Source organism: Pseudomonas sp. NPDC089554 (genome assembly GCF_050280645.1).
GTDB lineage: Bacteria > Pseudomonadota > Gammaproteobacteria > Pseudomonadales > Pseudomonadaceae > Aquipseudomonas.
Window position 1 is genome coordinate 1 of record NZ_JBNNVR010000044.1, and the last position, 20424, is coordinate 20424.

A 20424-nucleotide genomic window follows, 5' to 3' on the forward strand; every position below is an offset into this window, starting at 1 on the left:
GCGGCAACCGGGTGCTGGACATCGCCGGCGGCACGGGCGACCTTGCAGCCAAGTTCTCGCGCCTGGTCGGCCCCACTGGCCAGGTAGTGTGGACTACGAAGCCTTCGCTGCCGTCGGCGCGATGCTCGGCCATGGCGGTGTGGTGCTGGCCGACGACACCCTGAACCTGGCCAGCATGGCGCGCTTCGCCTTGCAGTTCTGTGCCGAGGAATCGTGCGGCAAGTGCACGCCATGCCGGATCGGCTCGACCCGTGGCATGGAGGTGGTCGACCGGCTGATCGCCAGCAGCGACCCGGCCTACCGCCAGGACCAGGCGCACCTGCTGAGTGACCTGTGCGACACGATGCAATACGGCTCGCTGTGCGCCATGGGCGGCATGACCGCCTTCCCGGTCGCCAGCGCTCTCAAGCATTTCCCCGCCGACTTCGGCCTGGCCACCCCGGAGGCCGCGCAATGATCAATTACTTCGACCCCAACAACAGCGACATCGACCTGGGCACCCCGGTACGTCATAGCGAGGTGCAGGTCAGCCTGAGCATCGATGGCCGTGAAATCAGCGTACCGTCCGGCACCTCGGTGATGCGCGCCGCTGCGCTGCTGGGCACATCCATCCCGAAACTGTGCGCCACCGACAGCCTGGAAGCCTTCGGCTCGTGCCGCATGTGCATGGTAGAAATCGATGGCATGCGCGGCTACCCGGCCTCGTGCACCACGCCAGTTAGCGAAGGCATGGTGGTGCGTACCCAGACCCCGCGCCTGGCCGACCTACGCCGCAACGTGATGGAGCTGTACATCTCCGACCACCCGCTGGACTGCCTGACCTGCTCGGCCAACGGCAACTGCGAGTTGCAGACTGTCGCCGGCCAAGTCGGCCTGCGCGAGGTGCGCTATGGCTACGATGGCGCCAACCACCTGACTGAAGCCAAGGATGTCTCCAACCCGTACTTCGACTACGAGCCCAGCAAGTGCATCGTCTGTAGCCGCTGCGTGCGGGCCTGCGAGGACATCCAGGGCACCTTCGCCCTGACCATCAGCGGGCGTGGCTTCGACTCGCGAGTGGCCGCCGCCGGTGGCGAGAACTTCCTGGCCTCCGAATGCGTGTCGTGCGGCGCCTGCGTGCAAGCTTGCCCGACCGCCACGCTGACGGAAAAGAGCCTGGTGCAGTTGGGCCAGCCAGAGCGTGCGGTGGTCACCACCTGCGCCTACTGCGGCGTGGGCTGCTCGTTCCGTGCCGAAATGAAGGGCGACCAACTGGTGCGCATGGTCCCGGACAAGAACGGCGGCGCCAACCACGGCCACGCCTGCGTGAAGGGCCGCTTTGCCTGGGGCTACGCCACCCACCCCGACCGTATCACCAAGCCGATGATTCGCAAGCGCCTGGAAGACCCGTGGCAGGAGGTCAGCTGGGACGAAGCGGTGACCTACGCCGCCAGCGAGTTCCGGCGCATCCAGCTCAAGTACGGGCGCGATTCGATCGGTGGCATCACCTCCAGCCGCTGCACCAACGAAGAGGCCTACCTGGTGCAGAAACTGGTGCGCACCGCGTTCGGCAACAACAACGTCGACACCTGCGCGCGCGTTTGCCACTCGCCCACCGGCTATGGCTTGAAGCAGACCCTGGGCGAGTCGGCCGGCACCCAGAGCTTCGATTCGGTGATGAAGGCCGACGTGGTGCTGGTGATCGGTGCCAACCCCACCGACGCGCACCCAGTGTTCGGCTCGCAGCTCAAGCGCCGCCTGCGCCAAGGCGCGCGGCTGATCGTCATCGACCCACGGCGCATCGACCTGGTCGACTCACCCCATGCCCGCGCCGAATTGCACCTGCAACTGCGCCCCGGCACCAACGTAGCCATGCTCAACGCCCTGGCCCACACCATCGTCACTGAAGGGCTGCTCGACCAGGCCTTCATCGACGCTCGCTGCGAAACTGCAGAGTTTGCCCGTTGGCGGGACTTCGTCAGCCTTGCCGAGAACTCCCCGCAAGCACTCGGCCCGATCTGCGGCGTGCCCGCCGAGCAGATCCGCGAGGCCGCGCGGGTGTACGCCACCGGCGGCAACGCGGCGATCTACTACGGCCTGGGCGTGACCGAGCACAGCCAGGGCAGCACCGCAGTGATGGGCATCGCCAACCTGGCCATGGCCACCGGCAACATCGGCCGTGAAGGGGTAGGGGTAAACCCGCTGCGCGGGCAGAACAACGTGCAGGGCTCCTGCGACATGGGCTCGTTCCCCCACGAGCTGCCCGGCTATCGGCATATTTCCAACGAAGGCGTGCGCAGCCAGTTCGAGCAGGCCTGGGGCGTGACCTTGCAGCCCGAGCCTGGCCTGCGCATTCCGAACATGTTCGAGGCGGCGCTGGACGGCAGCTTCAAGGCGCTGTACTGCCAGGGCGAGGACATCGCCCAGAGCGACCCCAACACCCAGCACGTCACCGCCGCCCTGCGCGCGATGGAGTGCGTGGTGGTGCAGGACATCTTCCTAAACGAAACCGCCAAGTTCGCCCACGTGTTCCTGCCGGGCAGCTCGTTCCTCGAGAAGGACGGCACCTTCACCAACGCCGAGCGACGTATTTCGCGGGTGCGCAAGGTGATGGAGCCGCTGGCCGGCAAGGCCGACTGGGAGGCCACCGTGGCCCTGGCCAATGCCCTGGGCTACCCCATGGACTATGGCCATCCCTGCGAGATCATGGACGAGATCGCCCGGCTCACGCCGAGCTTCCACCGCGTCAGCTACGCGGAAATCGACCGCCACGGCAGCCTGCAATGGCCGTGCAACGATGCTTCGCCGGACGGCACCCCGACCATGCACATCGAGCAGTTCACCCGCGGCAAGGGGCGTTTCATGCTCACCGGCTACGTGCCCACCGACGAGAAGGTCAACGCGCGCTACCCGTTGCTGCTGACCACCGGACGCATCCTCAGCCAGTACAACGTCGGCGCGCAAACCCGCCGCACCGGCAACGTCGCCTGGCACGACGAGGACCGCCTGGAGATCCACCCCAGCGATGCCGAAAGCCGTGGCATCGGCGAAGGCGACTGGGTCGGCATTGGCAGCCGCGCCGGGCAGACCGTGCTGCGCGCCCTGGTCAGCAGCCGTGTGGCACCGGGGGTGGTGTACACCACCTTCCACTTCCCCGAGTCGGGCGCCAACGTGATCACCACCGACAACTCCGACTGGGCCACCAATTGCCCGGAATACAAGGTCACCGCCGTGGAGGTGGTGAAGGTGTTCCAGCCTTCGCAATGGCAGAAGCGCTACCAGGACTTCAGTGACGAACAGCGGCGTCTGTTGCAGGAGCGTCGCAAGGCCGAAGGGCAGGAACCCGTGGAGGTACGCCGATGAGCAGCGAGAACCTGGTCAAGATGGCCAACCAGATCGCCCACTATTTCGACAGCGAGCCCGACCACGCGCTGGCGGTGCAGGGGGTGCGTACGCACTTGCAGAACTTCTGGTCACCGGCGATGCGGCGCCAGCTTGGCGAATGGATCGAGGCCAATGCGGGGGAGGGGCTCGATTCGAAAGTGCGCGAGGCGCTAGGGTAGGCCGATCTGCATGGCACCGGCGTAGCCCGTGCCATGCAGTGCGATGTTGGCTTCGTGCTACAGGAAACCTCCGTTGCGGCCCCACTCAAGGAATCAGCACGATCGAGCCTGTGTGCTTGCGTGCAGCAATGGCTTGGTGCGCCAATACCGCTTCCTCGAGCCGATAGCGGCTCAGTTCGAGGGGCCTAGCGCTCCTTCACGAAATCGCTCGAAGAGTTCGCATGCCGCCATGTCCTGGTTCTGTGCGTTGACGTACTGCGGTGTCGAGGGTTGGACGTAGCGGATATTACGCGCAGCCAGCAGCGTGGGATCGGCCACCGCCGTGCCGGAGGCGTTGCCAGCATGAACCAACGCTCCACCCTCACGCAGTGCATTGATCGACGCTTCCAGGGTGTGGCGCCCGACGAGGTCGTACACCACATCGACACCCACGCCACCATTGGCGGCCCTGATACGCGCTGCAAGCGCTGGCTCATCCGAGCGTAGGACATGATCGAGCCCCCAGCCATCGATGGCGCGTGCCTTGTCGGATGAACCCACCGTTGCGATCACAGTGGCGCCAAGCGACTTTGCCCACCGGGCAAGCAGGCTGCCAACGCCACCGGAAGCGCCGTGTACCACCACGCGCTCTCCAGGCCGCACTGCGTGGACCTGCCTGATCAAGGCCCATGCCGTGAGACCTTTGGCCAGCAGCCCGGCAGCCTGCTCGCTGGAGATATCGTCGGGCAGCCTGATCAATGTGCTGGCGTCGATCACGCGGCGGTCTGCATAGGCACCGAAAGCGAAGAAGTAGCCGACGCGGTCTCCAACCTTCAGCTGCTGCACGTCCCTACCGACGGCTTCGACGACGCCTGCCGCTTCTACCCCCATGTCGAACGGCAACGGCACCTGGAACGTGCCATCTCTGAACATTGTGTCGACGAAGTTCACACCGATGGCTTCGTGGCGAACGATGACTTGCCCTGAAGTGGGCGACGGCAGAGTGAAGGTTTCTGGTTGAAGGACGGTGGGAGTTCCTTGCTGGTAGATCCGGATACGTTGGGCCATGGCTGCCTCGGCGGCTGGAAAGGGCGTGAGCTGTGAAACCGACCGATACCGCCCTGCGTAAGGGCGGCGCGGCGGCTCGCTGCGGGTGACGAAGATGGGGTCAGGCGCTTTGGCCGCCATCGACGTTGAGGGTGGCGCCTGTGATGTAAGACGCCTCGGGTCCGGCGAGGAACGACACTGCCGCCGCGATATCCTCGGGTTGGCCATAGCGCCCGAGCGCTGCGAGGCCTGCGAGAAAGGGGGCGTGGTCAGCCGTTTGCGGATTCATTTCGGTAATGCCACGTGCGCCCCGTCGGCGGCCAGGCGCTTTGCGATGGCAGCGCCAATGCCGCGTGAACCGCCAGTGACCAATGCCACCTTGCCTTGAAGTTGCTTGTTCATTGCTGATCTCCGTCTGCGGCCAGCCGGGATGGGTGGCGTCGTTGCAGTGAGATCAATTTATGAGATGGCGATCTCGGGATAAATTAGCTAAAAACTACACCACTGTTCCTTAAATCAGGCTAATCGATTGTCGCATGACATTGAACGGGTGTGTATACCGTGGACTATTTCGCCGCTGTCAAAGCATTCATCCAGGTGGTAGAGGCCGGCAGCTTCGTCAAGGCTGCCCAGGCCTTGAACCTGCCTCGCAATACCGTCACCAAACATATCCAGTCGCTCGAAAGCCACCTGCGGGTGAAGTTGCTCAACCGCACGACCCGGCGCATTTCCCTGACCAACGATGGCAGCGCCTATTACGAGCGCATGGTGCGGGTGGTGGACCAATGGCTCGAGGCAGAATCGGACCTGACCAGTGCGCACGTACGACCTCATGGGCGGTTGCGCGTGGACATGGGGTCGACCATGGCGACCCTGCTGGTGTTGCCCGCGCTGCCGGATTTCCAGAAACGCTACCCCGAACTGCAACTGGATATCGGCGTCAGCGACCGGCCTGTCGATTTGCTGGGCGAGCGTGTGGATTGCGTCATCCGAGGCGGTACCTTGAGTGACCCCTCATTGATTGCACGGCGCCTGGGCAGCCTTGAATTCGTGACCTGCGCAACGCCTGGGTACCTTGCCGCTAACGGCACGCCGCAGCACCCCGGTGATCTGGAAGGCAATCACCAGATGGTTCGCTACTTCCTGGCCGGGACCAACCGACGCTTGCCGGTGGTGTTCGAAAGGGGGGAGGAACGCATCACGGTCGATGCGCGCTACTTCGTGTCGGTGAATGACGCCAATGCGATGCTCGCAGCTGCACTCGCAGGGCTGGGCGTGCTTCAGGCGCCGAGGTTCATGGCGCAGGCGCATCTTGAGTCCGGCACCTTGGTTCGGTTGCTGGCGGATTGGACACAGGCACCGAACCCGATCTACATCGTCTACTCGCCCAATCGCCATCTCAGTGCACGGGTAAGGGTCTTCGTGCAATGGCTTGTGGAATTGTTCGAAGCGAAAGGCTTGCGCTAGTGCCGTTGCGCTATCGCCAGCAGGTTGACCAATATGAAACCTCCGTCATCATTCGTTGCCCTACAGAGCCTCAATGTTAAGCTCGCGCAAACGCTCGTAATGGATACCCCACCATGGAAATGAACTGGCACCAGGCCCTGCAAGAGAGCCTGAGCTGGCTGGCGATCGCTTTCGTCATCACCGTCATCTGTTTTACCGCCGCTGCCGCCCTGGCGGTGCGCTTTACCCGTTGGGGCAGCCAGTTCTGGCAACTGGCAGGCCCGTACTTCAACTTCAGGCGCAGTTGGCGGCCCTTGCTGCTGTTCGCTTTCCTGCTGTTTCTGACGCTGTTCGCCGTACGCCTGCAGGTGCTGTTCTCGTTCTGGTACAACGGCTTCTACAGCGCCTTGCAGGCCCTGGACCAAACCGCGTTCTGGTACCTGCTGGGGGTGTTCGCGGTGCTGGCCACCATTCACGTGGCGCGTGCGCTTTTCAACGCCTACCTGACCCAGGCCTTCAGCATTCGCCTGCGGGTGTGGCTGACCGAACGCCTGACCCACGACTGGATGCGCGGCGATGCCTACTACCGCGGGCAATTCCTCGAACAGCCCGTGGACAACCCCGACCAACGTATCGAGCTGGATGTGAATGCCTTCGTCACCAACTCCGTGTCGTTGTCGCTGGGCGCGGTCAGTGCGCTGGTTTCGTTGGTGGCGTTCACCGGTATCCTCTGGGGGCTGTCGGCGCCGCTGGAAGTGGCCGGTGTGGAAATTCCCCGGGCCATGGTGTTCGCCGTGTACATCTACGTGCTGCTCGCCACCTGGATCGCCTTCCGTCTCGGGCGGCCGTTGATTCGCTTGAACTTCCTCAACGAAAAGCTCACCGCGAACTTCCGTTATGCGCTGATGCGCCTGCGTGAGAACGCCGAGAACATCGCCTTCTACCAAGGTGCGCAGGTCGAGCGCCAGACCTTGCTGGGGCGCTTCGCTGCGCTGATCGTCAACGTCTGGGCCCTGGTGTTCCGGGGCCTGAAGTTCAACGGCTTCAACCTGGGCGTGAGCCAGGTCGCGGTGGTGTTCCCGTTCATTCTCCAGGCACCGCGTTTCTTCAGCGGGGCGATCAAGCTGGGCGATGTGATGCAGACTTCCCAGGCCTTCGGCCAGGTGCAGGACTCGCTGTCGTTCTTCCGTGAGTCCTATGACACCTTCGCCAGCTACCGCGCCACCCTCGACCGTCTGACCGGTTTTCTCGACGCCAACCAGCAGGCCGCCAGCCTTCCCCAGGTCAACACCCTGGCCCAGGCACGGGCGCTGGATATCAGTGGCTTGCAGGTGCTGCGTCCAGACGGCCACCGGCTGATCGCCGACCTCGACCTGAGCCTGCAAGCCGGCCAGGCACTGCTGATCAAAGGCCCGTCGGGCAGCGGCAAGACTACTTTGCTGCGCGCCCTGGCCGGGCTGTGGCCGTACGCCGAAGGCGAGGTACGCCGGCCTCTTGGCCAGCAAGCGCTGTTCCTTGCGCAACGTCCCTACCTGCCCCTGGGCGACCTGCGCACGGCCATCGCCTACCCAGCCGACGCGCAAGCCGAGGATGCCCCGCGCATGCAGCAGGTACTGCGCAAGGTCAACCTCGGCCACCTGGCCGAGCAACTGGAGGTGAGCCGCGACTGGTCGCACATTCTCTCGGTGGGCGAACAGCAGCGCCTGGCGTTCGCCCGGGTGCTGTTCAACCAGCCACAGGTGGTGTTCCTGGATGAGTCCACCTCGGCGATGGACGAGGGGCTGGAGCACGCGCTGTACGCGCTGCTGCGCAGCGAGATGCCTGAGGCGTTGCTGGTCAGCGTGGGCCACCGCAGCACCTTGGCCGGGTTCCACAGCCACCGCCTGGAAGTGGATGGGCAGGGGGGCTGGGCGCTGAACGAACAGTCGCCTGCGGGTGAAGTGCCAGCCTGACGGCTGTACCTACAGGTTGTTCAGCGCCGCCCCGTGTAGCGCTGAACAACCGTGGGTTGCCTGCTTCACCCCTTCCAATGAAGCACGTTAGTTGCCTTGCAGCACCTCACGAAAGACATCCGGCCGCGTCGCCGCAATATGCAGCAACGAGCGTGCTGCGCCAGAGGGAACGCGGCGCCCTTGTTCCCATTCCTGAAGCGTACGCACCGAAACGCCCAGAAGCTCGGCGAACTTGAGTTGGGAAAGCCCGGTCCGGCTTCGGGCCTCAGCGGCTTCGGTGACCTCTACTTGATGAGTGGCACCGTAGCGACCGGCTTTGACCTCTCGAATGGACTCCAGCAGTTCCTCGCCAATGTTTCGGGTGGCGTCCCGTCGCATCAATTCTTTTTCACTCAGGGGCATGGTCGAGCTCCTTGGCAATCTTGCGCAGTACGTGCGCGGGAATGTTATCGGTCGAACTCTTGGCGTAAATGAGCAGGGCGACGACAGCCCCACAGGCAAGCTGGGTGGTGTAGATCACTCGCACAGCGCCGCGTTTACCTTTGCCATCCAGGCTCCAACGCACCTTTCGGCAGCCGCCGGAGCCTGGAATCACGGCGCCTGTCTCCGGATCGTTGGCCAGGTGATGCATGAAGGCGCCGTGCTCTTCTTCTGTCCAGTAATCGGGCCACTGCCTTGCAAAAAGAGGTGATTCGATGATCGTCAGCATACAGAATCCTACGTCTTTGACGTAGTCATTCTGCCGGGCGGTTGCCATTGCAAGAAGGGCAAGCGTGTTTCCAGCGATTGCGGTAGGGGGTTAGTGACCGACCCGGCACGTCTCCAGTAGCACCCCGCGACTGTCGAGCCACTGCTCGAAACGCTCGAAGGTTGCGACCGCAGCCTCGACCGCTGAAGCCTGCGACGTAGCGGGCGCTGTGCCCAGGCGTTCGAGGAAGCGCCGCCAGTTGCTGCCGGTGGCGGCGGCGTACACATCCAGGAATGCACCGCCGTTGTTCGCATCCAGGCCCAGGCGTTCGGCCATGGCGCGCTTGAGTACCTGGCCGCCCAGGGTCGAGCCTTCGAGCACGTACATCACCCCCAAGGCACTGGCTTCGTCGGCAACGGCGGGCAGGGCTGCGCACAGCGGCAGCGTATCGATCTGCGCGGCGCTCAGGGCCAGCGCGTGCAAGTCGCGGGTGAGGGCGGGGGTCTTGTTGCGGGCACTTTCCTGGTGGCTGGCCAGCAAAACTTCGAGCGGCGCATGGAAGCCGTAGTAGGCCTGCATCAGTTCGCGGTAGCCACTCAAGTCGAAGCGGGCGTGAAAGAACGGTAGACGTTGTTCCAGCGCTTTGTGGCTGGCCTGGGTGCCTTCGCGCAGGGCGAGCAACAGGGGGCTGGGAGGATGTTGCGCAGCGCTGGGCATCGAATGGGCTCTAATGGCTATTTGCCTTGGGTTAGACTGCGGATCGTACCGCAGCGTTCCTGCCTGTGGCAGCGATATCCAACAAAGAGAGGCCCGAGGTGAAAGCCGTTCGCCTGACCCTGGTCAGCCATGCCCTGACCGAGCCGCAGAAAGTGGGGCGTTTTCACCGCCTCGACGATGCCATCCTGGCATTCGACGGGCCTTTGCCGCAGACCGTTAAACAGGTGCTCAGCGCGCCGGAGCGTCGAGCCACGCAGACGGCTGCATTCTTCGCACCCTCCATACGCATCGAGCCGGCCTTGGCCGATTGCGACCTGGGCCGTTGGCAGGGCGTAACGCTCAAGCATTTGCAGGAAGACCAGGGCGAGGCCTTGGCGCAGTGGCTGCAGGACCCGGCCTGCGCACCCCATGGCGGCGAGTCTGTCGCTGGGCTGTGCCAGCGTGTGGCAGCCTGGTTGCAGGCGTTCGATACGCCGGGTGAATGGCTGGCGGTCACCCACCCGATGGTGCTGCGCGCAGCGATGATCGCGGTGCTGGGTTGCCCGCTGGAAGCCTTCCACCGCATCGATGTGCCGCCGCTGTCGCGCCTTTCGCTCAGTCACGCAGGGCAGTGGCGGCTACGGCTGGATCAGAACGCCAGCTTGTAGCCGATCAACAGCAGCATGCCGGCCAGGCAAGGGCGCAGTACGCGGTCGGAGATACGCCCGGTGAGGTGGCTGCCCATGTAGATGCCCGGCAGCGAGCCCAGCAGCAGGTAGCCCAGCAGCGACCAGTCCATGTTGCCCATGCCGGCATGGCCCAGGCCCGCCACCAGGGTCAGTGGCACGGCGTGGGCGATCTCGGTGCCGACCAGGCGGCGGGTGACCAGGAACGGGTACAGCAGGAACAGCGCCACGGTGCCCAGGGCGCCGGCGCCAATCGAGGTGAGGGTGACCATCACGCCCAGCACCACGCCGGTGATGACAGTGAGCACCGCCAGGCTGCGCTCGCTGAGGTGGTAGCGGTCGCCCGCATGTTTGCTGGCGAAGGCTTGCAGGCGCGACTTGAAGAGAATCGCCAGGGCCGTGAGGATCAACACCACCGCCAGGCCTTGCTTGATGATCGCATTCAGCGCCGAGGTGTCGGCGTGCAGGGTGCTGAGGAACCACAGGGTCAGCGCGGCGGCAGGTACGCTGCCCAGGCTCAGCAGACCGGTGATCTTCCAGTCGATGTTCTTGTTGCGCCCGTGCACCCAGACGCCGCTGGCCTTGGTGATGGCCGCATAGAGCAGGTCGGTACCGACGGCGGTGGCGGGGTTGATGCCGAACCACAGCAGGATAGGGGTCATCAGCGAGCCGCCGCCGACGCCGGTCACGCCGACAATGAAACCTACGACCAACCCTGCAATGGTGAAACCGAAGGAACCTACATCCATACGCTACTCAATCTACCTGCCAGCCCGTTGTCGGATGCAAGCCAGCATATAGATTTTTTTATAGCCAAATAGACTTGTTCGTTATTAGGTTATAACCCTGCTTCGACGCCCGGCCGCAGGCTGTCCTCCACCTGCCCTGACAGGTAGTACACCCCGGCCATCGCACCGCTCTGGCGGTTTTCCATCAGTTCCTGCCATTCCTCGTTCAATGCCACGTTGAGGATCACCCGCAACTGTTCGACCATCTGCGGGTGCTCGCGGTCGTGGGTGATCATGCCCAGGCCCGCGACTGCCACCGAGATCATCGCCCCGGCCGCCTTGCCCACTGCCGCTGCCACGGCACTTGCTGCGCCGCGCGGGGCCAGGGTGGCGCCGAGCTTCTCGCTGGCGCGGGTGGCTACTGACGACAGCCCCACCGCAGTTTGCCCCGGCGCCTTGGAGGCCTGGTCGTGCAGGTGCTGGCGCAGCGCTTGCCAGGCGGGTTGCTGGGCCAGGGCGGGTGGGCGCAGCAGTTGGTACAGCGTGGCGTCGCGGGCAGCCGGTGGCCCCAGGGCGATGGCGGGAATGCGCTGCAGGCGTTGGCTGAGTTGCTCCGGTGGCGCGTTGTAGCGCTGGATGATCGCCGGCAGTTGCTGACCGAGCAGTTGCAGGTACAGCTCGCTGGCGCGATCGCGGATGCCTTCGGGGTCGATCTGCTCGGCTACAGGCTCGATCACCCGGGCGTGGTATTGCTCCTGCAGATACAGCGCCAGGCGTTTCTCTGGCGGGTCGCCATTTTCGTCGCGGTTCATCTTGTACCAGGCCACTTTCAGGGTCAGCCACTGCTGGGTCCAGTAGCCGGTGAACCACGGGATGAAGTCGCTTTCGGTACGTTGCTGCACCTGCTCGCGCCACACGCGCATCGAGCGCCGGGCGTAGTCGTTGGCCGAGCTAGTGGCGGCAACAGAAGCTTCGAGCAGGGCTTGGTCGATCTGCTGCCAGACGGCCGGTGGCAAGGCGGCCGGTGGTGGCGCGGCAGGGCGCTTACCGGCACAGCCGGACAGCGCCAGGAACAGGCACAGCAGCACGAGCGGCTTCACGCAGGTAGCCCCCCGAAGGTAAAGGCTTTAGGAGTTACCTGAGTATAGAAGTGCCGAGAGGGTCAGGCGCTGCGTTGCAGCGCCAGGTGCAGCAAGGGGTAGGGATCGCCTTGCCCGTCGAGCGGCGAACGCCCGACTTGGACGAAACCCTGGCTCAGATAAAAGCCCACAGCCTGCGGGTTCTGTTCGTTGACATCGACTTCATGCACTCCCAGTTCGTCGATGACCTGTGCCAGCAGCGCCTTGCCAATGCCCTGGCCGCGGCTGGCCGGGTCGATGAAGAGCATTTCCAGCTTGCCTTCATGCACCCCGGCAAAGCCCTGGATGACCCCGTGCGCATCACGCCAGGCGCGCAGTTGAACGAAGCCCAGGTACTGGTCGCGCACCTGCGGGCGCAGACGCTCGATGTAGCCTGCCGGGAGAAAGTCGTGGGTCGCCCGCACCGCAGCTTCCCAGACCTCGGTGAGTCGGTCGAAGTGTTCCGCACCCACTGGCGCGATGTCGTGGTTCATGTGGCCTCCAATGGCATGCTGCAAGCGCTGCGCATGGTAATGCGCAGCGTCGTTGGGCGCCATGGAACATCGCAAGCGTTACGCGCGTTCGGGCTGATCGAGGTCCAGCTTGGCTTCCAGGCGGTCCAGATGCTGGTGCATCAGGCTCAGGGCCTGGGCCGCGTCGCCGCTTTCCACCGCATCGATGATCGCCGTGTGTTCCTGCCAGGCGCAGTGGTCGCAGCAGGGCGATTCGTAGCGGGCGATGATCAGCGAGGTCATCGGCACCAGGCCGTTGAGAAAACGCACCAGCGGTGCATTGTTGGCCATCTGTGCAAGCTTGAGGTGGAACTCGCCGCCCAGGCGAATGGCTGTGCAGCGTTCACCGCTTTCGTGGTGCTGGCGCTCGCGCTCCACCAACTGGCGCAGTTGGCGGATCTGCGTCGGCCGGGCACGTTGGGTGGCGAGGCTGATCAGGGTGGTCTCGGCCAGGCGCCGGGCGCTGAGCACCTGGCGCGCCTGCTGTGGATCGGGGGCGGCCAGGTGCGCGGTATGGCTGGGGCGCTGCACCACCACCTGCTGATCGGACAGCCGCCCCAGCACCCGGCGGATGACCGTGCGGCTGACACCAAAAGCGTTGCCCAGCGCTTGCTCGGGCAAAGCACTGCCGGGCGGCAGGCGCTGCTCGAGGATGGCGTCGAACAGCCGTGGGTAGATTTGCTCGGCGGACAGCCGGGGTTCTGTGCTACGAACCAGCTCGGGCAAGCGGGGGACGGCGCAGGCGGTCATGGTCGTTCTCCTCGGGTCATTGCCCTGGGCCTTCATCGGGAATGTTCAGTTCGATGCCCATGCGCTGGCCTTCGGCAAGAATGTGCTGGCGCATCTGCGCGCTGGCCTGGGCGCTGTTGCGGCTGCGGATGGCGCGCACCACGGCTTCGTTCTCGGCCAGTCGTGCGGCCAGGTGCTCGGGGGAGTCGTGGAGCATCGCGGTGCTTTGCTTGAGGGCATTGCTGGTTTGCTGCACCACGCTCTGGAAGATCGGGTTGGTGGTCAGGGCGAACAGCGCTTCATGGAAGGCGATGTAGGCCGCTGCGCCAGCCTCGCTGTCGTCGGCGTCGAGGGCCTCGCGCATGTCCATCAGGGTCAGGCGCAGTTGGCCGATTTCCTGGTTGCCGGCCGACTGTGCCACCAGGCCTGCTATGAACGGCTCGAGGGTGTAGCGCAGCTCCAGCACATCGGCCAGGCTGGCGGCTTGGCCCGCGTCGGCGGCTTGAGCGGGGTCGGCCAGCTCGGGGTCGAGCACCAGCACGCCCTTGCCCGGCATAGAACGCACCAGGCCCAGGGTTTCCAGCACGGTCACCGCTTCGCGCAGGCTAGGGCGGCTGATACCCAGCTGTTCGGCCAGTTCGCGCTGGCCGGGTAGCATTTCACCACTGCGCCATTGGCCGCGGGCCAGGGCCTGGCGCAGTTTCTCAACCACTGAATTGACGACGGTCGACGAGCTGATCACGGTTCGCTCCTTGACGCTGGTAGGCCGGCGCTGGGCGCCGGCTGTGCCAGGTTCAGAATTCCTGTTGATGGGCATGGCCCTGCTTGGTACGAGGCACGGGCGCGAAGCCAGGCTTGCCGGACAGTACGTTGTGCGCACGCTCCATGTCGATATCACGCTCCCAGCGCGCGATGGCCACGGTGGCGACGCAGTTGCCGATCAGGTTGGTCAGCGCCCGGCCAATGCCCATGAACCAGTCCACCGCCAATACCAGTACCAGGCCCACCACCGGAATCGCTGGCACGGCAGTGAGGGTGGCGGCCAGGATCACCAGCGCCGAGCCCGGGATACCGTGGGCACCTTTGGAGGTCACCAGCGACACCAGCAGGATGGTCAGCAAATCGCTCATGGCCAGTGGCGTGCCGGTGGCGTTGGCGATGAACACGATGGCCAGGGTCAGGTAGATGGAGAACCCGTCGAGGTTGAACGAGTAGCCAGTGGGAATCACCAGGCCTACGGTGGAGCTGCCGATGCCCAGGTGCTCCAGCTTGCGCATCACCTGCGGCAGCACGGCGTCGGAGGAGGCGGTGCCAAGGACGATGGTCAGCTCTTCGCGCAGGTACTTGATGAACGGCACCAGCTTCAGGCCCGACAGGCGCATCACGGTACCCAGGATCAACAGCACGAAGCCTGCGCAGGTGAGGTAGAACAGCGCCACCAGACCGCCCAGGTGTTGCAGCGACTCCAGGCCGTACTTGCTGGTGGTGAAGGCGATGGCGCCGAACACGCCCAGCGGCGCCAGGCGCACGATCATGCCCATGATGCGGAACACCACGTGGCTCAGCTCGTTGATCAGCCGCGAAATGCCCGAGGCCGACTCGCCCACCAGGTTCAGCGCGCTGCCGAACAGCACGGCGAACAGCAGCACTTGCAGGATGTTGTTGTCGGCAAAGGCGCCGACCACCGAGGTCGGGATCAGCCCCATCAGGAATGCCGCCGTGCCGTTGATGTGCTGGCCACGCTCGGCCAGGCTGCTGGCGTCGGCACTGGATAGCTGGTCAAGGTGGATGTTGGCGCCGCTGCCGATGCCGGTGGAGAAGGCCAGCACCAGGCCGATGACCAGGGCGATGGTGGTGAGCACCTCGAAATAGATCACCGATTTCAAGCCGATGCGCCCGACCTTCTTCAGGTCGCCGGCACCGGAGATACCGCTGACTACCACGCAGAACACGATCACCCCGATGAGCATCTTGATCAGCTTGATGAAGCCGTCGCCCAGGGGTTTGAGTTCAAGGGAAAGGTCGGGAAAGCTGAGGCCGCAAGCCACGCCGAGGACAAGGCCTAGAACGACTTGCAGGAAGATTGAACGCGAACACCATTTGAGCATGGGAGGAGTCTCTGGTCGGTGTCCTTGCTTCGGCGCCCGGCACGGGGGCAAAGAGCGCAGGACTTAATTATTGTGGTCTTACCGGTTTGTTCACTGCCGCCCCATAAAACTCTGAAACTTCCTACATTGCAAGAATTTTTGGCCTTACCGGTCTGACCAGTTGTCGTACGATCGAGGCGCTTTTTCACCCAGTAGCTGCCGAGGCGGCTGAAGCACGCCTCGGTCAGAAGGGCGGTAGAGACGGTCGCGCCGCGTTTATTCAGCTTGTGTGTGCCTGCACGATTTCCATGGTCAGACGCCTGGCCAATGCCGTTTCCTGCACCTGGCGACTGCTCAACAGCAGCTCGCTGGCGCGTTGGTACAGTGCACTTTCGTTGGGGTAGCGGTTGGACACCAGGTCGACCCGCTGCACCACGCCATCGAGGCTCCATACCAGTCCCGGCACGTCACCCAGTTCACCTTGCAAGGCGTCGATGTAGCCTGCGGGAACCGCTGGCCCACGATAGGCCTCGCCCTGCGGCCCGGCTTCGCTGAGTGCATTGTGATACTCGCTGGCGCCCTCCCAATCCCGGGCCTGCTGCGTGAATTCCTGTGGCCTTAGGCGGCGCAGCCAGGTTTGCCAGAACCGCTGTTGCAGTGCCCAATCCACCACGCGCTGGGCGCTAGCCTCGCTCGATACGGCTTGGGCCAGGCGTTCCAGGGTCGCGTCGCTCAGGCGTGCGAGGTGGCCGAAGGCAATGTCGCCAGGTTGAGGGGGCAGGCCGAGCGCGTCGCGTAGTTGCATGCGCGCGGCGAGTGCCATTTCCAGCTCGTCGAGGAGGAAGTTGGGCTCGGTGAGCGATGTGTCGCGGATGTCGTCATCGGCATGCAGGGCGGGGGCAGCTTCCAGCGCGGCGTCGTCGGTGGCGGCGCTGAGGGCCTGGCGTCGGGCGATCCGTGCGTTGTAGAGCGCGCCGATGCGTTCGTCCAGCAGGCGCTGGCGCAGCAGGGCGTTGAGGCAGGCCACGGCCACGGCGTCGTTCTCGGCCGCGCTGCTGGCATTGGCCATGGTCTGCCACAGCATGACGTCGGTTTCGACTTGCTGGAACAGCAGGCTGGCCTGGTCGATGCAGGCCTGGGCGGCATCGTTGAGCTGATCGTTGATTTGCTGGTGCACTTCGCTCAGCCCCCAGCCTTCGCCGGCCTGCGCCTGCGCCGGGGTGCTCAGTACGCGCAGCACGTGCTGCATACGGGCGTTAAACGCCTGCGGATGGGCGATGTACTCGAACGTATCTGGAAGGCGGTCGAACAAGGCGTACAACGGCTGCCATTCGACATCGGGGCTGGTCATGATGACGTGGTCTCGCAGCGCCTCGGGCCAGTCGGCATACCAAGGAGCCGTCGCGACAGGCTGTGCGTCGGGCACCTGGAAGGCCTCGGCCAAGCGCGCCATCGCGTCAGGTGTGAAGGGGTTGTTGTTGAAGTTGAAGTTGGCGGTGCCGCCATTGTTGACCATCGTGGAGAAACTGCTGCCTGCCAACGCCGGTGCGTCGCTGAGGTGGTTGTCGCTGAGGTCGAGGTCGCGTAGCGCCAGGGGCTCGCGACGCATCAGCGCTTCCAGACCCTGTGGCCAATTTTCCAGCCCGCAGTCCTGAAGGTCCAGTATTTCCAGGCTGTGCCAACCGGTCAGGTCGGGCGCGAGCCCCAAAGGGTTGTCGTGCAGATACAGGCCGCTGAGCTGGGTAAGGCTGGCGAGGGCGTTGCGGCTCTGCTCGGTCAGGGTGATGTCGTTGTTGCCCAGGCTGATGGAGCGCAGCGCTGGCCACTGCGCCAGCGCGTCGAAATGTGCGTCGGTCAGGTTCAGGCTGTTCAGGTCCGCCTGGAAGCTGCGCAGTGACGGCAGTTGTGCCAGGCGCGCCAGGGCATCGACAGGAAGGCCCTGGACGGCATCGGTGAGGTTCAGGCGCAGCAGCCCAGTGAGGCGGCTTAGCACATCCAGGGTGGGGCCGCTGTCGAGTTGCAGTTGGTTTTCCGACAGGTCCAGGGCAATCAATTGGTCGAGATTGCCGAGCTGTCCTGGCAGGTGCATGAGGTTGTTGCCGCACAGGTCGACGGCGGACAGCCTGGGGAAGGCCTCCAGGAACGCGCCGAGGTTGTCGAGGTCGACCATCGCAGGGATGCCGGTGAGGCTCAGATGGCGCACGCCCTCCAGATGAATGGGCAGGGCGGGTAGGGCGCCAAGGTGGTTGGCGCGAAGCTCCAGGGTCACGTAGTCGATCGAGGCGAGCGGGTCGCCTTCGGTTTCCAGTCGCCAGGCGCGGCGCAGGCGCTGGGCGGCGATGCTTCGTGCGGCCCGGCGCAGCTCCAGTGGGGCGCCCGACAGCTCGCCGGTCTCGTCGATCCATCGCTCCAGCGTGCTGTCCAGGCGTTGGTAGTCGCTGCGCTGTTGTTCGAGTAGACGGCCGAATGCCCCTGGTTGCTCGCCGGCCTGCTCGCGCAGACGCTGGCGCAAGGTTTGCCGGTCGGTCGCGTCGAGGCTGGGGTAAAGCTGGTCGAACAGCTCGTCGTCGCTCAGCATGCCGCTGCTGCGGCCACTCAGGCGGTAGCCGAGCCGCGTGTCGTACAAGGTGCGCGTAGGCAATCGATACATCGGGCGAATGGGGGTCATGCCCAGTGCTCGTGCTGTGCGCGCGCGGTCGCTGGCGGCCAGCTCGAACAGGGTATCGCGCAAGGTGCCGGGTTCGTGGATTTGCATGCCCAGGGCGATGCGCTCATCGTCGGGCAGAGCGTTCAGCAGTGCCTGGTACAGGTCTGAGGGGTTACCCAAGGATTGTTCGAGGGCGTCGAACGGTTGGTAACCGCTTTCACTGCGCACTACCCGCTTGGTGGGCAGCTCTTCAGCGCCGACGGCGCTGAGCAGAGGGCCGTCGGGGCGCATGTCGCGCAGCTCCACCCGGGTGTTGCCGGTCCAGCCAGGCAGGCGCTCGAGGTTGGCCAGTGCCAGCAGGTCGCGGTCGTGCGCTGCATCGCCCAGGCCATGGAAGGCTGCCAGGGCGCGCATGATCCTGGCTTCGCGCAGGTGGTAGCGAGCGCTTTCCGCCAACGCCAGGGGCAGGCGAGCGCTGCGTTGCAGGGCGGCCAGGTCAACGGGTTTGGCTTCGCCGAGCAGTTGAGTGCGAGACCTGCTGCTCAGGGAGGGGAAGTCGCGGACCAGCACTTCATCGCCAGGCAAGGCAGGGGCCGCGGCGGGAAAGCGTGTGGCACCGAACAGTTCGAGGCTATCGAGCATGCGTGCTGGCGGTGTTTGATGGTCGAGCAGCCACTGACGTACCTCGGCCTCGTTGTGCCCGCTGCAACGCAGTGCGTGTTGCAGGGCCTGGTCATCCAGGGTGGTGGCCGCCATTGCCAGCCTGCGCAACAGGGGCGGGCCTTGCCAGCTCAGCGGGCGTTCGTGTTCGAGCAGCCATGGGCTGCGCGTATTGCCCAGCAGTGTGGGCGGGTGGCGATGTGCGCGGCTGGCGGACAGCCGCCAGCGGGCCTGTGGGCCGCGGGCGATCGACAGTTTCTGGCCTTGCAGCTCGATCCAGCGGTGGCCTTGCCAGTCGATGAGGCCATCCATGGCGGGTGCGGTCTGTTCAGACCATTCGACGCTGCGCGCGAAAGGCGCCAGCTCGCCGCTCCACAGCCGAGCCTTCGCCCCTGTGCCCGCCACGTGCCAGCCGTGCAGCACACCTGCCGGTTCGCTGAACGACTCGGCACTGCCCAGCGCGGCCACCTGGGCCAGGTTCAGGACGATGTCGAACAGGTGGCTGAGCGCCGCGTCGGCATCGCCTTCGTTGGCGGCGTGCACGCCATCGAGAAATTCGTCGACCAGTTGCGCGCCACCCACGACCATCATCAGCTCCCCCAGGGCCGGTACCAGCAACCCGGCGACATTGGCCACGCCAAGCCCCAGCTTCAGCCAACTTTCGATACGCGCACGGCGGGCGGCGGCGTCGTGCTGCGCTACGGGCACGGCGACCGCAGCAGCATCGCTCAGGGCCAGTGCCACATGGCTGCGGGTCCTGGCGCTGAAACAGTCGCCGCCTGGCCAGGGCGTCAAGGTCCAGGGTAGCCGGGCGTTCTTGTCCAGGGTCTGCTGCCAGATCCCGTGTACTGGCGGGAATGCCAGGCGCAGCCAACCGAAGTGCTCACCTTTCTCCAGCACCGGCGGCTCGGTTTGCAGCGTGTCGTAGGGGTAGTGAGGGAACAAGGTGTTCCTCAGGCGCTCGACGAACAGGGGCTGCTGCGCCTGGGCGACGAAGCGGCTGAAGAACGCGCGGTATTCGTGTTGCCACAGGCGCCGGGTCAGCGCCAGGCCCAGGGCACGTTGCGATGGGTACTGGCGCAAGGGGGCCTGGGGGTCGCCGGGGATGTACAGCAGGCAGGGTTCGGTGCGTCGAGTAGGCGTCAGTCGCAGTATCAGCGGGCCGTTCAAGGGGATGCCGAACACGCTCAGGTAGTGGCATTCGAGCGTGCGCTGGGTGCCGTCGGGGGAGGGGATATGCTCAAGGTCCGCCAGCGCGGCCTCGCCCAGTTGTTCGCCGCGGCTGTCGAGCAGACCTTGCAGGTGGGCTTGGGTCAGTGTTGCGGCGAAGGTGGCGTGGTCCTGATTGCGCAGCAGGGCTCGGAAGACGTCGGTGTCGAGGTGCTCATGCAGGTGGTCCTGGTAGCGCTGGCCCAGGTCGAGGGTGCGGATCGTCTTGATGAAACGGGTGGTGTCCAGCGCCAGGTGCTCGGTGGTGTAGGGCGACGCGTAGAGGGTGATGTTCGAGGCTTCGTCGAGGTTCTGCAGGGCCGCTTCGAGCCAGGACAGGGTATGCCCGTCGTCCTCGAGTCGCACCCTGGCAGTGTGCACATCCGGCAGAGTTTGCTCGGGAAAATTGTTGGCCAGGGCTTGATCCAGCAAGGGACGGCAGAACGTCTGGATGCCCTGAACCGGCTCCAGCGCCTGACGCAGTGCGCGAAAGGCCCGGTGGCCTTGCAGCACGCGCTGCTTGAGTTGTTCATGCCGCTCGGGCGATGCATTGCGCAGCCAGCTTGGCAGGCGCTGGTCGATCAGGGCGAGGTTGGGCGAGAGGTACATGGTCGCGGCTCCTGGGGGGACGGAGCCGCGAGGTTAGGGGGATGACCTCGGGGTGTGTGGTAGCGGGGTACGTCGGGGTGGGCCACCCC

At 64.9% G+C, this 20424-nt stretch carries 17 protein-coding genes and 3 pseudogenes; 7 read left to right on the forward strand and 13 right to left on the reverse strand.

The window, feature by feature from the left end:
- From ACQKPE_RS14550 to ACQKPE_RS14565, 4 genes and pseudogenes are all read left to right on the forward strand, one after another.
- A pseudogene (locus tag ACQKPE_RS14550) lies at positions 1-89 on the forward strand (class I SAM-dependent methyltransferase); the annotation flags it as partial.
- Positions 89-457, forward strand: a pseudogene (locus ACQKPE_RS14555) (NADH-ubiquinone oxidoreductase-F iron-sulfur binding region domain-containing protein); the annotation flags it as partial. The pseudogenes ACQKPE_RS14550 and ACQKPE_RS14555, both read left to right, overlap by 1 nt.
- Positions 454-3342, forward strand: coding sequence for a formate dehydrogenase subunit alpha (gene fdhF / locus ACQKPE_RS14560; protein ID WP_427666873.1), 2889 nt, complete (start codon positions 454-456; stop codon positions 3340-3342). The pseudogene ACQKPE_RS14555 and the gene fdhF, both read left to right, overlap by 4 nt.
- The gene (locus ACQKPE_RS14565) at positions 3339-3542 is read left to right on the forward strand and encodes a formate dehydrogenase subunit delta (RefSeq protein ID WP_427666874.1); all 204 of its coding nucleotides are present in this window, start codon (positions 3339-3341) and stop codon (positions 3540-3542) included. Before fdhF ends, ACQKPE_RS14565 begins: the two co-directional genes overlap by 4 nt.
- A 171-nt stretch (positions 3543-3713) precedes the next feature.
- On the opposite strand, the gene ACQKPE_RS14570 is transcribed toward ACQKPE_RS14565, so the two are convergent.
- The 3 genes and pseudogenes from ACQKPE_RS14570 to ACQKPE_RS14580 all read right to left on the reverse strand — a co-directional run.
- Complete coding sequence (locus ACQKPE_RS14570; protein ID WP_427666875.1) at positions 3714-4589, reverse strand: quinone oxidoreductase family protein; 876 nt, start codon at positions 4587-4589, stop codon at positions 3714-3716.
- A 100-nt stretch (positions 4590-4689) separates the two neighbouring features.
- Positions 4690-4857: an SDR family oxidoreductase gene (locus ACQKPE_RS14575; RefSeq protein ID WP_427666876.1), complete on the reverse strand. Its 168-nt coding sequence runs from the start codon at positions 4855-4857 to the stop codon at positions 4690-4692.
- A gap of 8 nt (positions 4858-4865) precedes the next feature.
- A pseudogene (locus ACQKPE_RS14580) lies at positions 4866-4970 on the reverse strand (SDR family NAD(P)-dependent oxidoreductase); the annotation flags it as partial.
- 159 nt (positions 4971-5129) lie between these two features.
- On the opposite strand from ACQKPE_RS14580, the gene ACQKPE_RS14585 reads away from it, so the two are divergent.
- Together ACQKPE_RS14585 and ACQKPE_RS14590 are read left to right on the forward strand one after the other, a co-directional pair.
- Positions 5130-6035 carry a LysR substrate-binding domain-containing protein gene (locus tag ACQKPE_RS14585; protein WP_427666878.1) on the forward strand — a complete coding sequence of 302 codons (906 nt, stop codon included), beginning with the start codon at positions 5130-5132 and terminating at the stop codon, positions 6033-6035.
- A gap of 113 nt (positions 6036-6148) precedes the next feature.
- Positions 6149-7966, forward strand: coding sequence for an ABC transporter ATP-binding protein/permease (locus tag ACQKPE_RS14590; protein WP_427666880.1), 1818 nt, complete (start codon positions 6149-6151; stop codon positions 7964-7966).
- 87 nt (positions 7967-8053) lie between these two features.
- Here the strand turns inward: ACQKPE_RS14590 and ACQKPE_RS14595 are convergent, their stop codons facing one another.
- The 3 genes from ACQKPE_RS14595 to ACQKPE_RS14605 all read right to left on the reverse strand — a co-directional run bounded on the left by ACQKPE_RS14595 (position 8054) and on the right by ACQKPE_RS14605 (position 9371).
- The gene (locus tag ACQKPE_RS14595) at positions 8054-8368 is read right to left on the reverse strand and encodes a helix-turn-helix domain-containing protein (protein WP_427666882.1); all 315 of its coding nucleotides are present in this window, start codon (positions 8366-8368) and stop codon (positions 8054-8056) included.
- Positions 8355-8675, reverse strand: a complete 321-nt coding sequence (locus ACQKPE_RS14600; RefSeq protein WP_427666884.1) for a transcriptional regulator — start codon at positions 8673-8675, stop codon at positions 8355-8357. The genes ACQKPE_RS14595 and ACQKPE_RS14600 overlap by 14 nt, the downstream gene beginning before the upstream one ends.
- A gap of 90 nt (positions 8676-8765) precedes the next feature.
- A complete protein-coding gene (locus tag ACQKPE_RS14605) occupies positions 8766-9371 on the reverse strand; it encodes a biliverdin-producing heme oxygenase (RefSeq protein WP_427666885.1) in 606 nt (201 codons plus the stop codon).
- Positions 9372-9469: 98 nt separating this feature from the next.
- On the opposite strand from ACQKPE_RS14605, the gene ACQKPE_RS14610 reads away from it, so the two are divergent.
- Entirely contained in the window at positions 9470-10018 is a 549-nt protein-coding gene (locus ACQKPE_RS14610) for a histidine phosphatase family protein (RefSeq protein ID WP_427666887.1), read from the forward strand.
- Here ACQKPE_RS14610 and ACQKPE_RS14615 read toward each other — a convergent pair.
- The 7 genes from ACQKPE_RS14615 to ACQKPE_RS14645 all read right to left on the reverse strand — a co-directional run bounded on the left by ACQKPE_RS14615 (position 10000) and on the right by ACQKPE_RS14645 (position 20335).
- The gene (locus tag ACQKPE_RS14615; RefSeq protein ID WP_427666889.1) at positions 10000-10785 is read right to left on the reverse strand and encodes a sulfite exporter TauE/SafE family protein; all 786 of its coding nucleotides are present in this window, start codon (positions 10783-10785) and stop codon (positions 10000-10002) included. The genes ACQKPE_RS14610 and ACQKPE_RS14615 overlap by 19 nt on opposite strands.
- Positions 10786-10874: 89 nt before the next feature.
- On the reverse strand, positions 10875-11864 hold the full coding sequence (locus ACQKPE_RS14620) for a hypothetical protein (protein ID WP_427666891.1): 990 nt from the start codon (positions 11862-11864) through the stop codon (positions 10875-10877).
- Between the two features lie 62 nt (positions 11865-11926).
- Complete coding sequence (locus ACQKPE_RS14625; protein ID WP_427666893.1) at positions 11927-12376, reverse strand: GNAT family N-acetyltransferase; 450 nt, start codon at positions 12374-12376, stop codon at positions 11927-11929.
- A gap of 78 nt (positions 12377-12454) precedes the next feature.
- On the reverse strand, positions 12455-13144 hold the full coding sequence (locus ACQKPE_RS14630; protein ID WP_427666895.1) for a GntR family transcriptional regulator: 690 nt from the start codon (positions 13142-13144) through the stop codon (positions 12455-12457).
- 16 nt (positions 13145-13160) lie between these two features.
- The gene (locus ACQKPE_RS14635; protein WP_427666896.1) at positions 13161-13865 is read right to left on the reverse strand and encodes a FadR/GntR family transcriptional regulator; all 705 of its coding nucleotides are present in this window, start codon (positions 13863-13865) and stop codon (positions 13161-13163) included.
- A 52-nt stretch (positions 13866-13917) separates the two neighbouring features.
- Positions 13918-15231 carry a C4-dicarboxylate transporter DctA gene (locus tag ACQKPE_RS14640; protein ID WP_427666897.1) on the reverse strand — a complete coding sequence of 438 codons (1314 nt, stop codon included), beginning with the start codon at positions 15229-15231 and terminating at the stop codon, positions 13918-13920.
- A gap of 259 nt (positions 15232-15490) precedes the next feature.
- Entirely contained in the window at positions 15491-20335 is a 4845-nt protein-coding gene (locus tag ACQKPE_RS14645) for a dermonecrotic toxin domain-containing protein (protein ID WP_427666898.1), read from the reverse strand.
- Positions 20336-20424: the final 89 nt, after the last annotated feature.

Bases quoted from the DNA above. Each gene is read 5' to 3' on its own strand.
- ACQKPE_RS14595 (WP_427666882.1), bottom strand. From the start codon at position 8,368: ATGCCCCTGAGTGAAAAAGAATTGATGCGACGGGACGCCACCCGAAAC.
- fdhF (WP_427666873.1), top strand. From the start codon at position 454: ATGATCAATTACTTCGACCCCAACAACAGCGACATCGACCTGGGCACC.
- ACQKPE_RS14565 (WP_427666874.1), top strand. From the start codon at position 3,339: ATGAGCAGCGAGAACCTGGTCAAGATGGCCAACCAGATCGCCCACTAT.
- ACQKPE_RS14590 (WP_427666880.1), top strand. From the start codon at position 6,149: ATGGAAATGAACTGGCACCAGGCCCTGCAAGAGAGCCTGAGCTGGCTG.
- ACQKPE_RS14630 (WP_427666895.1), bottom strand. From the start codon at position 13,144: ATGACCGCCTGCGCCGTCCCCCGCTTGCCCGAGCTGGTTCGTAGCACA.
- ACQKPE_RS14575 (WP_427666876.1), bottom strand. From the start codon at position 4,857: ATGAATCCGCAAACGGCTGACCACGCCCCCTTTCTCGCAGGCCTCGCA.
- ACQKPE_RS14625 (WP_427666893.1), bottom strand. From the start codon at position 12,376: ATGAACCACGACATCGCGCCAGTGGGTGCGGAACACTTCGACCGACTC.
- ACQKPE_RS14640 (WP_427666897.1), bottom strand. From the start codon at position 15,231: ATGCTCAAATGGTGTTCGCGTTCAATCTTCCTGCAAGTCGTTCTAGGC.
- ACQKPE_RS14600 (WP_427666884.1), bottom strand. From the start codon at position 8,675: ATGCTGACGATCATCGAATCACCTCTTTTTGCAAGGCAGTGGCCCGAT.
- ACQKPE_RS14615 (WP_427666889.1), bottom strand. From the start codon at position 10,785: ATGGATGTAGGTTCCTTCGGTTTCACCATTGCAGGGTTGGTCGTAGGT.
- ACQKPE_RS14645 (WP_427666898.1), bottom strand. From the start codon at position 20,335: ATGTACCTCTCGCCCAACCTCGCCCTGATCGACCAGCGCCTGCCAAGC.
- ACQKPE_RS14605 (WP_427666885.1), bottom strand. From the start codon at position 9,371: ATGCCCAGCGCTGCGCAACATCCTCCCAGCCCCCTGTTGCTCGCCCTG.
- ACQKPE_RS14570 (WP_427666875.1), bottom strand. From the start codon at position 4,589: ATGGCCCAACGTATCCGGATCTACCAGCAAGGAACTCCCACCGTCCTT.